The organism is Streptomyces sp. NPDC025618 (assembly GCF_055558795.1).
This window is the reverse complement of record NZ_JBVHLW010000008.1, coordinates 26,205-41,587: the sequence shown is the minus strand read 5'-3', so window position 1 is coordinate 41,587 and position 15,383 is coordinate 26,205. Positions and strand designations below refer to the sequence as shown.

General features: G+C 74.5%; 11 protein-coding genes. 9 read left to right on the top strand and 2 right to left on the bottom strand.

Annotation, left to right across the window (positions count from 1 at the left end; all coding sequences use genetic code 11):
• Window positions 1–24: 24 nt before the first annotated feature.
• The 5 genes from ACZ4A5_RS10305 to ACZ4A5_RS10285 all read left to right on the top strand — a co-directional run bounded on the left by ACZ4A5_RS10305 (window position 25) and on the right by ACZ4A5_RS10285 (window position 10,138).
• Entirely contained in the window at window positions 25–1,263 is a 1,239-nt protein-coding gene (locus tag ACZ4A5_RS10305; protein WP_467580838.1) for a glycoside hydrolase 5 family protein, read from the top strand.
• Window positions 1,264–1,385: 122 nt separating this feature from the next.
• A complete protein-coding gene (locus tag ACZ4A5_RS10300) occupies window positions 1,386–3,407 on the top strand; it encodes an endo-beta-N-acetylglucosaminidase (protein ID WP_467580835.1) in 2,022 nt (673 codons plus the stop codon).
• Window positions 3,408–3,433: 26 nt separating this feature from the next.
• Entirely contained in the window at window positions 3,434–6,472 is a 3,039-nt protein-coding gene (locus ACZ4A5_RS10295; protein WP_467580832.1) for an alpha-mannosidase, read from the top strand.
• 55 nt (window positions 6,473–6,527) lie between these two features.
• Entirely contained in the window at window positions 6,528–9,275 is a 2,748-nt protein-coding gene (locus tag ACZ4A5_RS10290; RefSeq protein ID WP_467580829.1) for an alpha/beta fold hydrolase, read from the top strand.
• Window positions 9,272–10,138 carry an ABC transporter permease gene (locus tag ACZ4A5_RS10285; protein WP_467580826.1) on the top strand — a complete coding sequence of 289 codons (867 nt, stop codon included), beginning with the start codon at window positions 9,272–9,274 and terminating at the stop codon, window positions 10,136–10,138. Before ACZ4A5_RS10290 ends, ACZ4A5_RS10285 begins: the two co-directional genes overlap by 4 nt.
• 14 nt (window positions 10,139–10,152) lie before the next feature.
• Here ACZ4A5_RS10285 and ACZ4A5_RS10280 read toward each other — a convergent pair whose 3' ends face one another.
• Both ACZ4A5_RS10280 and ACZ4A5_RS10275 read right to left on the bottom strand, forming a co-directional pair.
• Window positions 10,153–11,073 carry an SDR family oxidoreductase gene (locus ACZ4A5_RS10280; RefSeq protein ID WP_467580824.1) on the bottom strand — a complete coding sequence of 307 codons (921 nt, stop codon included), beginning with the start codon at window positions 11,071–11,073 and terminating at the stop codon, window positions 10,153–10,155.
• 1 nt (window position 11,074) lies between these two features.
• Entirely contained in the window at window positions 11,075–11,860 is a 786-nt protein-coding gene (locus tag ACZ4A5_RS10275; protein WP_467580821.1) for an SDR family oxidoreductase, read from the bottom strand.
• Window positions 11,861–11,939: 79 nt separating this feature from the next.
• Here ACZ4A5_RS10275 and ACZ4A5_RS10270 point away from each other — a divergent pair, with 79 nt between their 5' ends.
• From ACZ4A5_RS10270 to ACZ4A5_RS10255, 4 genes are read left to right on the top strand one after another with little or no spacing between them, the layout of a single operon-like run.
• Complete coding sequence (locus ACZ4A5_RS10270; protein ID WP_467580818.1) at window positions 11,940–12,704, top strand: enoyl-CoA hydratase family protein; 765 nt, start codon at window positions 11,940–11,942, stop codon at window positions 12,702–12,704.
• The gene (locus ACZ4A5_RS10265) at window positions 12,701–13,567 is read left to right on the top strand and encodes a CoA transferase subunit A (RefSeq protein WP_467580815.1); all 867 of its coding nucleotides are present in this window, start codon (window positions 12,701–12,703) and stop codon (window positions 13,565–13,567) included. Before ACZ4A5_RS10270 ends, ACZ4A5_RS10265 begins: the two co-directional genes overlap by 4 nt.
• The gene (locus tag ACZ4A5_RS10260) at window positions 13,564–14,316 is read left to right on the top strand and encodes a CoA-transferase subunit beta (protein WP_467580812.1); all 753 of its coding nucleotides are present in this window, start codon (window positions 13,564–13,566) and stop codon (window positions 14,314–14,316) included. The genes ACZ4A5_RS10265 and ACZ4A5_RS10260 overlap by 4 nt, the downstream gene beginning before the upstream one ends.
• The gene (locus tag ACZ4A5_RS10255) at window positions 14,313–15,362 is read left to right on the top strand and encodes an NAD(P)H-dependent flavin oxidoreductase (RefSeq protein WP_467580809.1); all 1,050 of its coding nucleotides are present in this window, start codon (window positions 14,313–14,315) and stop codon (window positions 15,360–15,362) included. The genes ACZ4A5_RS10260 and ACZ4A5_RS10255 overlap by 4 nt, the downstream gene beginning before the upstream one ends.
• Window positions 15,363–15,383: the final 21 nt, after the last annotated feature.

The window sequence follows — 15,383 nt, the reverse complement described above, 5'->3', positions numbered from 1 at the left end:
CTCCCCGCCCGAAGGGACACCTCCATGCGCTTCGGTGTGAACTACACCCCCACCCGCGGCTGGTTCCACCACTGGCTCGACTTCGACCTGGACGACATCCGCGCCGACCTCGACTCCATCGCCGCCCTCGGCCTGGACCACATCCGTGTCTTCCCCCTGTGGCCCGTCTTCCAGCCCAACCGCGCGCTGATCCGCCCGCGCGCCGTCGCACAGCTGGTGAGCCTCGTCGACGCGGCGGGCGAGCGCGGGCTCGACGTCGCCGTGGACGGCCTCCAGGGCCACCTCTCCAGCTTCGACTTCGTCCCCTCCTGGACCATGACCTGGCACCGCCGCAACCTCTTCACCGACCCCCAGGTCGTCACCGCGCAGGAGGAGTATCTGGCCGCGCTCGCCGGCGCGCTCGCCGACCGGCCGTATTTCCTGGGCATGACGGTCGGCAACGAGACCAATCAGTTCTCCGGCGACCCGCACCCCGACCCCGACCGGATCGGGCCGGGTGAGGCGGAGCGCTGGCTGCGCCGGATGCTGGCCGCCTGCGAGAAGGCCGCGCCGGGCCGGACGCATCTGCACGCCTCCTACGACATCGCCTGGTACGACGGCGCGCACCCCTTCACCCCCGCCCACTCGGCCCGCCTGGGTGCCATGACCGCCGTGCACTCCTGGGTCTTCGACGGCACCGCGCAACGGCACGGCCCGCGCGGCACGGCCACCGAGCACCACGCCGCGTACCTCATCGAGCTGTCCAAGGCATGGGCCGAGGACCCGGCCCGGCCGGTGTGGCTCCAGGAGGTCGGGGCGCCCGCCCCGCACATCGCCCCCGGGCAGGCGGCCGCGTTCACCGAGGCGACCGTCACCAACGCGCTGGACTGCACCGGCCTGTGGGGCATCACCTGGTGGTGCTCCCACGACGTCGACCGCGCGCTCGCGGACTTCCCCGAGCTGGAGTACGGGCTGGGGCTGCTCACCAACGACCGGCGGGTCAAGCCCGCGGGCGAGGTGATCGCGCGGCTCGCCCGGGAGAGCCGGGCGGCCCGGCGGCCGGCGGCCCCGCGCCGGACCGCGCTGGTCGTGGACGCGGGGGATACGGAGGGCGCGCCGGGGCGGTCCGTGTGCGCACCGGGCGGGGCGTTCTTCGAGGCGTGGATGCGGCTCGCCGCCGACGGGAGGCGGGCGGCGGTGGTGCTCGCCCAACTGGCGGCGGATCCCGGGCATCTGGCCGCTCGGGGCATCACGGAAGTGCTGACCGTGGACCACGTTCTCTAGCCGGTAGTTCCCTTCCCCCACCCGCCCGTCCCGGCCGCATCCGATGTGCGGCTCCGCCGCGCAGGGGCTCCGCCCCGGACCCCGGTCCTCGGCCGCCGGACGGGCTCGACCAAGGAGCACTCATGCGCCAAGGACCCACGCGGCGTGAGGTCATGGCCGTCGGCGCCGGAGCCCTGGCGGCCGTGGCCGTGGCCTCCGGCCCGAGCGCCGCCGAGGGGACGGCCGGCCTTCAGCCGTACGCCTCCTACTGGTACCCCGACAGCCTGCCGTCCGGCTCCCCCCGGCCCGGCGTCCGCTGGCGCAGCCTCCGCGCCTGGACGCCCGCGAGCGACAGCGACCTGCCCTTCAACAGGGCGTCCGTGCCGCTCGCCCCGCGCTTCACTCCCCCGCCCGTCAACACCACCGCGCGCGCCGGGCAGGCACGCGTCTGCGCGCTCGCCGCCTTCGCGCACACCTCCGGCAACCCCTCACAGGGCTCGGACACCGCCGACCACTACGCGCTGACCCACTGGGCATACCTCGACGAACTGGTCTTCTGGGGCGGCTCCTCGGACGAGGGGCTGATCCTCGCCCCGAACGCGCCGGTCGTCGACGCCGCGCACCGCAACGGCGTGCCCGTCCTGGGGACGGTGTTCCTGCCTCCGGCCGCGTACGGCGGGCAGCTGCGCTGGACGGAGGACCTCGTGCGGCGCGCGGCGGGCGGCCGCTTCCCGCTGGCCGACAAGCTGATCCAGGTCGCGCGCGCGTACGGCTTCGACGGCTGGTTCCTCAACGCCGAGACCGGCGGCGGGGACGGGCGGCTGGGCGCGGCGATGCGGGACTTCGTGGCGTACCTGCAAGAGCGCGGCACGGGGTTGCGCGTCACGTGGTACGACGCGATGGCCGTCTCCGGCGACATCGCCTGGCAGAACGAGCTCAACGACCACAACGCCCCGTTCTTCCGGGCGGCCGGCTCGATGTTCCTCAACTTCGGCTGGAGCCGTGCCGGGCTCGCGGATTCGGCCGGGCGCGCGCGGCGGCTGGGGCGGAGCCCGTACTCGCTGTGGGCGGGCGTCGACGTCGAGGCGCGCGGCTGGGAAACTCCGGTCGACTGGGACGCGGTCGTCCCGGCGGGCGGCCCGCACACCGTCTCCTACGGCTTCTACCGGCCCGAGTGGACCTGGACGAGCCTGCCCGCGGGCGGGCGCTCCCCCGCGGCCTTCCACGCGCGGGACGACCGCTTCTGGTCCGGCGAGGGCCTCGACCCCACCGTGCCGCCGGCCGGGCCCTGGCGGGCGCCCGCGGCGTCCGTCGCGGACCGTTCCACGCTCACCACGCTGCCGTTCGCGACGACCTTCAACACCGGCCACGGGACCGGCTGGTACGAGAGAGGCGAGCGCCTCTCCGACGCCGCCTGGAACCACCTGGGGCTCCAGGACCGGCTGCCCGGCCGCCGCTGGGTCGTCCGCACGGCGGGCACCCGGCCAGGCGTCGGCTTCGACTTCGGCGACGCCTGGCGCGGCGGCACCAGCCTCCTCGTGGAGGGCGCGCCGACCGCGCCGGCGACGGTCGAGCTGTACACGGCGCGGCTGCCGCTGTCCCGCGCCACCGTCGTGGAACTGGCCCACCGCACCGACACCGGGTCGGCCGCGGTGCGGGTGGAGCTGGCCGTGTCGCCGCGCCCGGGCCTCTTCCACCACGTGCCCGCGGGCACGCTGCCGGGAGGGGGCCGCGGCTGGACGACCGTCCGGCTGCGCCTCGGCGCGCTGCCGCACGGCACCCTCCACGCGCTGGGCGTGCGTCTGACCGCGCCGGACGGCGGTACGGTCCGCTGGCGGCTCGGCGGCCTCGCGGTCCACGACGGAGCACCGCCGGCGCCCGCCCGGCCCGGCCGCGTCCGGGTGACCGCCTCCCGCCGGACCGGCGACGGCACGGCGGAACTACGGCTGGCCTGGGGGGCGACCGGCGGGGACGTGCGCCATTACGAGCTCCATCAGGTGCTCCCCGGCGGCGGCCGTCGCTTCCTGGGCGGCACCTGTGGGCATGCCTACTACGTCGCGGCGCTGCGCCGCGCCGCCAGGGAGGCGGTCACGCGCGTCGAAGTGCGCGCCGTGGACGAGCTGTACGCCTCCTCGGCACCCGCGTCCGTCACTTTCCGCTGGTAGACCTACTGCGTGAGGACACCGACTCCATGCACAACGACCGCACCATCACCGAAGCCCGACTGAAGCGGGTGCTGGACGAGCGCGTCCGGCCCGCCGTGTACCCCGAGTCGGTGCCGCTGGCCGTCTCGGTGTGGAACGCGCCGGGCGAGCCCGTCCCCGTGGCGGAGGGGCTGGCAGCCGCGCGGGTGCCGGTCCGGACCGGCGAGCGGTGGGGGCCTCCGTGGGGGACGAGCTGGTTCACCGTCACGGGAACGGTGCCGCCACAGTGGGCGGGCCGGACCGTCGAGGCGCTGCTCGACCTGGGCTTCGACGAGAACATGCCGGGCTTCCAGTGCGAGGGGCTCGTCTACCGCCCGGACGGCTCGCCGGTGAAGGGGCTCAATCCGCGCAACCAATGGGTGCGCGTCGGCGAGAAGGCGGCCGGTGGCGAGGAGGTGACGCTGCACATCGAGGCGTCGTCGAACCCGGTGATCCTGGACTACCACCCCTTCCTGCCGACCGAACTGGGTGACAGGCAGACCGCGGACGGCGCGCCGCGCTACCGGCTGGGTCGGATGGACCTCGCGGTCTTCGACCGGACGGTGTGGGAGCTGGTCCAGGATCTGGAGGTGCTGGGCGAGCTGATGGCGGAGCTGTCCGTGGACTCCCCGCGCCGCTGGGAGATCCTGGGCGCCGTGGAGCGGGCGCTGGACGCACTCGACCTCCAGGACGTGAACGGCACGGCGGAGCGGGCCCGTGAGCGGCTCACCGGCGTGCTCTCCGCGCCCGCCCACGCCTCGGCCCACCGGATCAGCGCGGTCGGGCACGCGCACATCGACTCGGCGTGGCTGTGGCCGCTGCGCGAGACGGTGCGCAAGGTCGCGCGGACAACGTCGAACATGACGGCGCTGCTGGAGGACGAGCCGGACTTCGTCTACGCCATGTCGCAGGCTCAGCAGTTCGCCTGGATCAAGGAGCACCGGCCGGAGGTCTACGCGCGGGTGAAGAAGGCCGTCGCGGAGGGCCGTTTCGTGCCGGTGGGCGGCATGTGGGTGGAGTCCGACACCAACATGCCGGGGTCGGAGGCGCTGGCACGGCAGTTCGTGCACGGCAAGCGGTTCTTCCTGGAGGAGTTCGGGATCGAGACGGAGGAGGTGTGGCTGCCGGACACGTTCGGCTATTCGGCCGCGCTGCCGCAGCTCGTGAAACTGGCGGGCGCGAAGTGGTTCCTGACGCAGAAGATCTCGTGGAGCCGGACCAACAAGTTCCCGCACCACACCTTCTGGTGGGAGGGGCTGGACGGGACGCGTGTCTTCACGCACTTCCCGCCCATCGACACCTACAACGCGCAGCTGTCGGGCAAGGAGGTCGCGCACGCCGTGCGCAACTTCCAGGAGAAGGGCGGCGCGACACGTTCCCTCGCGCCGACCGGCTGGGGTGACGGCGGCGGCGGGACGACGCGCGAGATGCTCGCCCGCGCCAAGCGGCTCGCGGATCTGGAGGGGTCGGCCCGGGTCACCTTCGAGAAGCCGTCGGCGTTCTTCGAGAAGGCGCACGCGGAGTACGCCCACGCGCCCGTGTGGGTGGGCGAGCTGTATCTGGAGCTGCACCGGGCGACGCTCACCAGCCAGGCGCGGACCAAGCAGGGCAACCGGCGCTCGGAGCACCTGCTGCGGGAGGCGGAGCTGTGGGCGGCGACGGCGGCCGTGCGCACCGGATTCCCGTATCCGTACGAGGCGCTGGACCGGCTGTGGAAGACGGTGCTGCTGCACCAGTTCCACGACATCCTGCCCGGTACGTCGATCGCCTGGGTGCACCGGGAGGCGGCTGCGGCCTACGCGGCGGTCGCGGCGGAGCTGGAGGAGGTCATCGGGGGCGCGCTGGCGGCGCTGGCCGGGGACGCCGAGGCGGGTGGGAGCGTGGTCTTCAACGCGGCGCCGCACGGGCGCGGCGGCGTGCCGGCGCTCGGCGCGGCCGTCGGCGGCCCGGCGGACGGTGCGGCGGTGCGCGCGGCGCCCCGCGAGGGCGGCGGGTTCACGCTCGACAACGGGCTGCTGCGGGTGGTGGTCGACGGGCGGGGGCTGGTGGTCTCCGTGTACGACCTGGCGGCGGACCGCGAGACGGTCGCGCCGGGCGCGGCGGCGAACCTCCTCCAACTGCACCCGGACTTCCCGAACATGTGGGACGCCTGGGATGTCGACCACTTCTACCGCAACACCGTCACGGATCTCACGGACGTCGAGGCGCTGGAGCTCACGGACAGCGGTGCGGTGCGGGTGACGCGGGCCTTCGGGGCGTCGCGGGTGGAGCAGTTCATCGGCCTGCCGGAGGGTGAGCGGCGGCTGGAGATCACGACGGAGGTCGACTGGCACGAGACGGAGAAGTTCCTCAAGGCGGCCTTCCCGCTGGACGTGCACACCGACCGCGTGGCGGCGGAGACCCAGTTCGGCCACCTCTACCGCCCCACGCACGCCAACACGAGCTGGGACGCGGCCAAGTTCGAGGCGTGCGCGCACCGTTTCGTCCACCTGGAGGAGCCCGGCTGGGGCGTGGCGGTCGTCAACGACTCCACGTACGGCTACGACGTGACGCGTGCCGTACGCGAGGGCGGCACAGGCACGACGACCACGCTGCGCCTCTCCCTGCTGCGGGCGCCCCGCTTCCCCGACCCGCGCACGGACCAGGGCGTGCACCGCTTCCGCTACGCGCTGGTGCCGAACGCGTCCCTGGGGGACGCGGTGCGGGAGGGACACCGGATCAACCTGCCGGAGCGGCGGGTGCCCGGGGCCCGCGCGGTGGAGCCGCTGGTGTCGGTCCCGGACGGCTCCGTCGTCGTGTCGGCCGTCAAGCTCGCGGACGACGGCAGCGGCGATGTGGTGGTGCGGCTGTACGAGGCGGGCGGCGGGCGGGCGCGGATCCGCCTGGCGGCGGGCTTCGCGGTGGCGTCGGCGTCCGTGTGCGACCTGCTGGAGCGGCCGCTCGAGGCGGTCGAGACGGAGGGCGGCGCGGAGGCGGGCGCGGAGGGCGGCGTCTCGTTGTCGTTCCGCCCCTTCGAGATCGTGACCGTGCGGCTGGCCCGCGCCTGACCTTCCCGGCCGACCGCCTGGCGGCGGTGTCAGTGCCTGCGCATAGCATCACCGCATGAGACTGCGATTCCCCCGGCGGCGCCGGCGGCTGTTCGCCGCCGTGGCCGTCGGTGCCGTACTGGCCGGGGCCGGCACCTGGACGGCGGCTTCGGCCACGGGCGGCGGCCCCTCGGTGCACCGCGAGGACGGGTTCCTGAGCGTGCCCGGGTCGCCGGGCAGCGGTGACAAGGTCCGGATCGACATGTCGTACTTCACGGCCGGCGACACCGGGCGCAGGCCCGCCGTGCTGCTCGCGCACGGTTTCGGGGGCAGCAAGGAGGATCTGCGCGGCCAGGCGGAGGATCTGGCGCGTGACGGCTACGCGGTGCTGACGTGGTCCGCGCGGGGCTTCGGCAGATCCGGCGGCCGGATCGGGCTGAACGACCCGGACCACGAGGTCGCCGACGTGAGCCGGCTCATCGACTGGCTGGCCAAGCGGCCCGAGGTGAGGCTGGACAAGGCGGGTGACCCGAGGGTCGGGATCGCGGGCGGTTCCTACGGCGGCGCGGTCTCCCTCCTCGCGGCCGGGTACGACAAGCGGGTCGACGCGATCGCCCCGCAGATCACCTACTGGAATCTCGCCGACGCGCTCTTCCCGAACGATGTCGTCGAGAAGCCCGGGGACGCGAGCCGGGATCCTGGGGTCTTCAAGAAGCTCTGGGCCGGCATCTTCTTCACCACCGGCTCCACCGGCGGCCCGGTCACGGCCGGTCCCGGCGCTGGCGCCCAGGCCCCGCCCTCCGCGCCGCAGGGCGGCTGCGGCGGCTTCGAGCCGGCTCTGTGCGAGATGTACGAGCGGGTGGCCGTCGCCGGGAAGCCGGACGCGCAGGCGCGCGAACTGCTGGAGCGCCGCAGCCCGTCCGCCGTCGCCGACCGCGTCAAGGTGCCCACGCTGCTGGTCCAGGGGCAGGGGGACTCGCTCTTCCCGCTCGACCAGTCCGACGCCGCGGCCGGGGCCATCGCCCACAACGGCGCGCCCGTCTCCGTCGACTGGATCGCGGGCGGGCACGACGGCGGCATGAGCGAGACCGGCCGCCTCCAGCAGCGCACGCGCGCGTGGTTCGACCGCTACCTCAAGGACGACAAGAGCGCGGACACGGGACCTGCGTTCCGGGTCAGCAGGACCGGTGGCATCGACACCACCGACGGCAAGGCACAGGTGCGCGGCGCGAGCGCGGACCGCTATCCGGGGCTGCGCAACGACACGCGCGCGGTCCCGCTGACCGGCCGTCCGCAGTCGTTCGGCAATCCGGCCGGTGCCACGCCTCCGGCGATCTCCGCACTGCCGGGGATCGGCGCGGTGTCGCAGCTGTCGGGGCTGGGGGTGGGGCTGTCGCTGGACTTCCCCGGTCAGTACGCGCGTTTCGAATCCGCGCGGCTGACGGAGGGCGTGCGGGTGACCGGTTCGCCGACGGTGAAGGCCAAGGTCTCCTCGGACTCCGGGGAGGCGGTCCTCTTCGCCAAGGTCTACGACGTGGGGCCGAACGGGCAGCAGGTGCTGCCCGCGCAGCTCGTCGCGCCCGCGCGGGTGACCGACGCCAAGGACGGCAGGACCGTCGAGCTGCGGCTTCCCGCCATCGACCACACCTTCGAGGCCGGGCACCGGATGCGGCTCGTGCTCGCCGCCACGGACCTGGCCTATGCCTCGCCGGCGCAGCCCGCGACCTACACCGTCGCCCTGGAGGGCGGCGGGCTGAGTGTGCCGACGGCGCCGGAGGTGCGGACCGCTTCGGCCGCGCTGCCGTGGTGGACGTGGGGGCTGCCGGTGGCCGGTGCGGCCGTCGCGGCGGCCGTGCTGCTGACCGGGCGGCGGCGCGTGGCCGTGCCCGCGCCCGATCCGGCGCTCGCCGAGGTGCCGTTGCAGATCACGGACTTGAGCAAGCGCTACGCCAAGTCCGCCGACCGGTATGCCGTCCGTGACCTGTCCTTCCGGGTGGAGCGGGGGCAGGTGCTCGGTCTGCTCGGCCCGAACGGCGCGGGCAAGACCACGACGCTGCGGATGCTCATGGGCCTCATCCGGCCGGACGGTGGCGAGGTGCGGGTCTTCGGGCACGCGATCCGGCCGGGCGCGCCGGTGCTGTCGCGGGTGGGGGCGTTCGTGGAGGGCGCCGGTTTCCTGCCGCACCTGTCCGGGCGGGCCAACCTCGATCTGTACTGGCAGGCCACCGGCCGCCCGGCCGAGGACGCCCGTATCGACGAGGCCCTGGAGATCGCCGGGCTGGGTTCCGCGCTGGAGCGCGCCGTGCGGACGTACTCCCAGGGCATGCGGCAGCGGCTCGCGATCGCGCAGGCCATGCTCGGCCTGCCGGAGCTGCTGATCCTGGACGAGCCGACCAACGGTCTCGACCCGCCGCAGATCCGGGAGATGCGCGAGGTGATGATCCGCTACGCGGCGGCCGGGCGCACGGTCATCGTCTCCAGCCACCTCCTCGCCGAGGTCGAGCAGAGCTGTACGCACCTGGTGGTGATGGACCGCGGGCGGCTGGTCACGGCCGGTCCCGTCGCGGAGATCGTCGGCTCGGGCGACACGCTGCTGGTCGGCGTCGAGGGCGGGCCGACGGAGGCCGTCGCCGAGAAGGTGGCGGCGCTGCCGGGCGTGGCGTCCGCGGTGCGGACGGACGACGGGCTGCTGGTGGAGCTCGACGGGCTGAGCTCGGCGGCGCTGCTGGCGGAGCTGGTCCGGCTGGAGGTCCCGGTGGAGCGCGTGGGTCCGCACCGCCGCCTGGAGGACGCGTTCCTGACCCTGATCGGAGGCTCCGCATGAGCACGGCGACGGACACCGCCCCGGAGGCCGCGCCGGGTTACCGCCCGCGGCGCACGCTGCCGCTGCGGGTCGAGGCGATGCGGCAGTTGCGGCGCCGGCGCACACTCGTGGTCGGGGCGGTCCTGGCCGTGCTGCCGTTCGTCCTGATCGCGGCCTTCGCGATCGGTGGGCAGCCGAGCGGGCGGGACGGCAGGGTGACGCTGATCGACACGGCCACCTCCTCGGGCGTCAATTTCGCGGCGACGTGTCTGTTCGTCTCGGCGGGCTTCCTGCTGGTGGTGCCGGTGGCGCTGTTCTGCGGTGACGCGGTGGCGTCCGAGGCGAGCTGGTCGTCCCTGCGCTATCTGCTGGCGGCGCCGGTGCCGCGGGCCCGGCTGCTGCTGAGCAAGCTGGCCGTGGCGCTGGGGTTCAGCGCGGCCGCGATGGTGCTGCTGCCGGTGGTGGCCCTGGCCGCGGGCACGGCGGCGTACGGCTGGGGGCCGCTCCAGATCCCCACCGGCGGCGCGCTGCCCGGTGACACGGCGGCCCTGCGGCTCGCGGTCGTCGTCGCGTACATCTTCGTGGGGCAGTTGGTGACGGCCGGGCTCGCGTTCTGGCTGTCGACCGTCACGGACGCGCCACTGGGCGCGGTGGGCGGCGCGGTGGGTCTGACCATCGTGGGCAACGTCCTGGACGCGGTGACGGCACTCGGGCACTGGCGCGACTTCCTGCCCGCGCACTGGCAGTTCGCCTGGGCGGACGCGCTCCAGCCGCACCTGGAGTGGTCGGGCATGATCAAGGGCACGGCCGTGTCGGTGTCGTACGCGCTGGTGCTCTTCGCCTTCGCGTTCCGGCACTTCCGGGGGAAGGACGTGGTGTCGTAGCCGGAGCGCCGGCCCTACCCCGCCCCGTAGACCGCCTCCGGCGGGCGTGCTCCCTTCAGCAGCTCGCGTACCGCCTCCCCCGCCTCCCCCGGGGTCCGGAGGGCGCCCTTGTCGGCTGTGGGGCCCGGGTGCCAGCCCTCCAGCACCGTGATGCGGCCGCCGTCGGCCTCGAAGACGTGGCCGCTGACGTCCGCGGAGCCGGGTGAGGCCAGCCAGACCACCAGCGGGGAGACGTTGGCCGGGTCCATCGCGTCGAAGCCGGCCGGGGGCGCGGCCATCGTGCCGGCGAAGGTCCGCTCGGTCATGCGGGTGCGGGCGGCGGGGGCGATGGCGTTGACCTGGACGCCGTAGCGGGCGAGTTCGGCGGCGGCGACGAGGGTGAGGGCGACGATCCCGGCCTTGGCGGCGGCGTAGTTGGCCTGCCCCACGCTGCCCAGCAGCCCGGCCCCGGAGGTGGTGTTGACGACGCGCGCCGCGGGCCGGCGGCCGGCCTTCGCCTCGGCGCGCCAGTGCGCGGCGGCGTGCCGGAGCGGCAGGAAGTGGCCCTTGAGGTGGACGCGTACGACCGCGTCCCAGTCGTCCTCGCCGAGGTTGACGAGCATGCGGTCGCGCAGGAATCCGGCGTTGTTCACGAGCGCGTCGAGCCGCCCGTAGGTGTCCAGGGCGGTCGCGACGAGGGACGCGGCGCCCTCGTCGGTGGCGATGTCGCCGTGGTGCGCGACCGCTTCGCCGCCGCGCGCGGTGATCTCTTCGGCGACGTGCCGGGCGGGGTCCGCCGAGCCGCCGTGCCCGTCGAGCCCCACCCCCAGGTCGTTGACGACGACCTGGGCCCCCTCCGCGGCGAGGGCGAGCGCGTGCGCGCGGCCGAGGCCGCGGCCGGCGCCGGTGACGACGGCGACGCGGCCCGCGCAGCTTCCGGTGGGCTCTTGGGGCATGTCAGCGCTCCTCGTGGTGGACGGACGCGGCGTCGAGGAAGGCGGGGCGTTCCCCGCCGCCGTGGACGAGCAGGCTCGCGCCCGTGATGTAGGCGGCGTCGGCGGAGGCGAGGAAGACGGCCGCGGCACCGATCTCGCCGGGCTCGGCGAGCCGCCCGGCGGGCACCGTCCGGGCGACGGCGGCGACGCCGTCCTCGTCGCCGTAGTGGAGGTGTGCCGAGGCGGTGCGGACCATGCCGAGGACGAGGGTGTTGACCCGGATCGCGGGCGCCCATTCGACGGCCATGGTGCGGGCGAGGTTCTCGAGTCCCGCCTTGGCCGCGCCGTAGGCGGCGGTGCCGGGCGAGGGGCGGGTGCCGCTCACGCTGCCGGTCATGAGGACGCAGCCGCCCTCCGGCTGCCGTCGCATGAGGCGGTACGCGGCGAGCGACGCGGTCAGCGGCGCGAGGAGGTTGAGGCCCAGGACGCGGGCGTGGCGTTCGTCCGATCCTTCGCCGAGGGGCTGGAAGGGTGTGCCCCCGGCGTTGTTGACCAGCACGTCCAGCCGCCCGTACGCCTCGTCGAGCCGGGCGAAGAAGGCCCGTACGCCGTCCGCGTCCCGGAGGTCCACCGGCAGGTAACGGGCGCTGCCGCGCTCCGTCGCGACCGGCCGCTCGGGGGGCCTGCGGGCGCAGACGACCACCCGCGCCCCGGTGTCCAGGAACGCCCGCGCGATGCCCGCCCCGACGCCGCGCGTCCCGCCGGTGACGACGACGACCCGGCCCGGCGCTCCCTCGGCGCCGCCCATTTCGCACCTCCCGCGCCGGCTTGCCCGCTGCTACCGTCACACCTAACAAACGTTTGGTGGAAAGGTAGCTGATCCTCTGATGGGTGTCTCCACCTCCCGCCCCGAATCCGCCGTGGCCGTCGTCACCGTGGACTTCCCTCCCGTCAACGCCCTGCCCGTGCGCGGCTGGTACGACCTCGCCGCCGCCGTCCGCGCGGCGGGCAGCGATCCCGCGGTCCGCTGTGTGATCCTCGGCGCCGCCGGGCGCGGCTTCAACGCCGGCGTCGATCTCAAGGAGATCCAGCGCTCCCCCGGCGGACAGGTCCTGATCGGCGCCAACCACGGCTGCGCGGCGGCCTTTTCGGCCGTCTACGACTGCGAGGTCCCCGTCGTGGCCGCCGTGCGGGGCTTCTGCCTCGGCGGCGGCATCGGCCTGGTCGGCAACGCCGACGCCGTCGTCGCCTCCGACGACGCGACCTTCGGCCTGCCCGAGCTGGACCGCGGCGCGCTGGGCGCCGCCACCCACCTCTCCCGGCTGGTGCCGCAGCACCTGATGCGCACGCTGTACTACACCTCGCGCACGGTCACCGCCGAGGAGCTGCACCGGCACGGCGCCGTGTGGAAGGTCGTGCCTCGCGATGAACTCGCCGACGCCGCCATGGAGTTGGCGAGGGAGATCGCCGCCAAGGACGGCACACTGCTGCGCATGGCCAAGGCCGCCATCAACGGCATCGACCCGGTCGACGTTCACCGCAGCTACCGCTACGAGCAGAGCTTCACCTTCGAGGCCGGTCTGAGCGGGCTCGCGGACCGGCGGCGGGACGCCTTCGTCCAAGGCGGGGCGGGGAAGGAGCGGCAGCCATGACCGCCGACAAGAGGATGACCGCGGACGAGGCCGTCGCCCGTCTGCAGAGCGGCATGACGGTCGGCATCGGCGGCTGGGGCTCGCGGCGCAAGCCGATGGCGCTGATCCGGGCCCTGTTGCGGTCGGGCGTCGGCGACCTCACCGTCGTGTCCTGCGGCGGCCCCGACGTGGGCCTGCTGGCGGCGGCCGGGCGGATCCGCAGGCTCGTCGCCCCCTTCGCCACGCTGGACTCCATCCCCCTCGAACCGCACTTCCGGACCGCCCGGCAGCGGGGGGAGATCGAGCTGACGGAGCTGGACGAGGCGATGTTCATGTGGGGGCTGACGGCGGCCGCGCACCGGCTGTCGTTCCTGCCGGTACGGGCCGGGCTCGGCTCCGACGTGATGACGGTCAACCCCAGCCTGCGCACGGTCACTTCACCGTACGAGGACGGCGAGGAGTACGTCGCGGTGCCCGCGCTGACGCTGGACGCCGCGCTGGTGCACCTCAACCGGGCCGACGCGCGCGGCAACGCGCAGTACCTGGGCCCCGATCCGTACTTCGACGACCTCTTCTGCGAGGCGGCGCGGGAGGCGTACGTCTCCTGCGAACGCGTCGTCGGCAGCGCGGAGTTCGCGGCCGCCGGCGGGCCGCAGACGATGCTGGTGCAGCGGGCGTGCGTCAACGGCGTCGTCGAGGCGCCGGGCGGTGCCCACTTCACCTCCTGCGTGCCCGACTACGACCGGGACGAGGCGTTCCAGGCCGCGTACGCCGAGGCGGCCGCCGACCCGGCGAGATGGCGGGAGTTCACCGGCCGCTTCCTCTCGGGCGACGAGGACGCCTACCGCGCGGCCGTCGCGGACTTCAAGGGGGCGGCGGCGTGACGGCGACCAGGGCCGAGGTCTGCGTCGTGGCGTGCGCCGAGGCGTGGCGCGGCGACGGCGAGATCCTGGCCGCCCCGATGGGCGTGGTGCCGACGCTCGGCGCGCGGCTCGCGCGGCTGACCTTCGCGCCGGACCTGCTGCTGACGGACGGTGAGGCGATGCTGATCGCCGACGTGCCCGCGTTCGGTGAGCCCGCTACGGCCGTCGAGGGGTGGCTGCCGTTCCGCCGCCATCTCGCGCTGGTCACCGGCGGCAGACGGCATGTGATGATGGGGGCGAGCCAGCTCGACCGGCACGGCAACCAGAACATCTCGTGCGTCGGCGACTGGGTGCGACCCACCCGGCAGCTCCTCGGCGTGCGCGGCGCCCCGGCCAACACCCTGAACCATCCCACCAGTTACTGGATCCCCCGGCACTCCCCCCGGGTGCTGGTCGAGAAGGCCGACATGGTCTGCGGTGTCGGCTACGGCCGGGCGGCCGCCGCCGGCCCGTCCGCCACGCGCTTCCACTGCATCCGCCGCGTCGTCACCGACCTCGCCGTACTCGACTTCGAGACGCCGGACCGCACGATGCGGGTGCGCTCCCTGCACCCCGGCGTCACCGCCGAGGACGTGCGGGCCGCCACGGGCTTCCCGCTCGACATGCCCGACCACGCGCCGCGCACCCGCGCACCGACCGCCGAGGAACTGCGCCTGATCCGCGACGCCCTCGACCCGCAGGCTCTGCGGGAGAAGGAGGTGCGGGCATGAGGACCGCGCTCACCGAGCTGACGGGCGTCCGGCACCCGGTCGTCCAGACCGGCATGGGCTGGGTCGCGGGGCCCCGCCTGGTATCGGCCACGGCGAACGCGGGGGCGCTCGGCATCCTCGCCTCCGCGACCATGACGCTCGATCAGCTGCGGGGCGCGATCAAGGAGGTGCGCTCGCGCACGGACCAGCCCTTCGGCGTCAACCTCCGCGCGGACGCCGGGGACGCGGCCGAGCGTGTGTCCCTGATCATCGACGAGGAGGTGCGCGTCGCCTCCTTCGCCCTCGCGCCCTCCCGGGAGCTGATCACCCGCCTCAAGGACGCCGGTGTCGTCGTCATCCCCTCGGTGGGCGCGCGGCGGCACGCCGAGAAGGCCGCGGCGTGGGGCGCGGACGCGGTCGTGGCGCAGGGCGCCGAGGGCGGCGGCCATACGGGCCAGGTCGCGACGACGGTCCTGCTCCCCCAGGTCGTGGACGCCGTCGGCATCCCGGTGATCGCGGCGGGCGGCTTCCACGACGGGCGCGGCCTGGCGGCGGCACTGGCCTTCGGGGCGGCCGGGGTCGCCATGGGCACCCGCTTCCTGCTCACCTCCGACAGCCCGGTCCCGCCGGCGGTGAAGGCCGCGTACCTCGCCGCGTCCGTCACGGACGTCACGGTGACCATCAAGGTCGACGGCCTCCCCCACCGGATGCTGCGCACGCCTTTCGTCACGGCCCTCGAACGCTCGGGCCGCGCCGCCGCGCTCGTACGGGCCGCGCGGCACGCTTTCGCGTTCCGCGAGGTGTCGGGGCTGGGGTCGGTGCGGCTGCTCCGGGAGGGGATGGCGATGCGGCGCGGTGCGGAGCTGACGTGGAGCCAGGTGCTGCTGGCCGCGAGCACGCCGATGTTGCTGAGGGCGGCGATGGTGGACGGCCGGACGGATGTGGGGGTGATGGCTTCGGGGCAGGTGGCCGGGGTGATCGACGACCTCCCGTCGTGCGGGGAGTTGGTGGAGCGGGTGGTGTCGGAGGCGTCGGAGGTGCTGGCGTCCTTGACCTCGGGACGGTGAAACGGACCGGCCGCCCTCCGC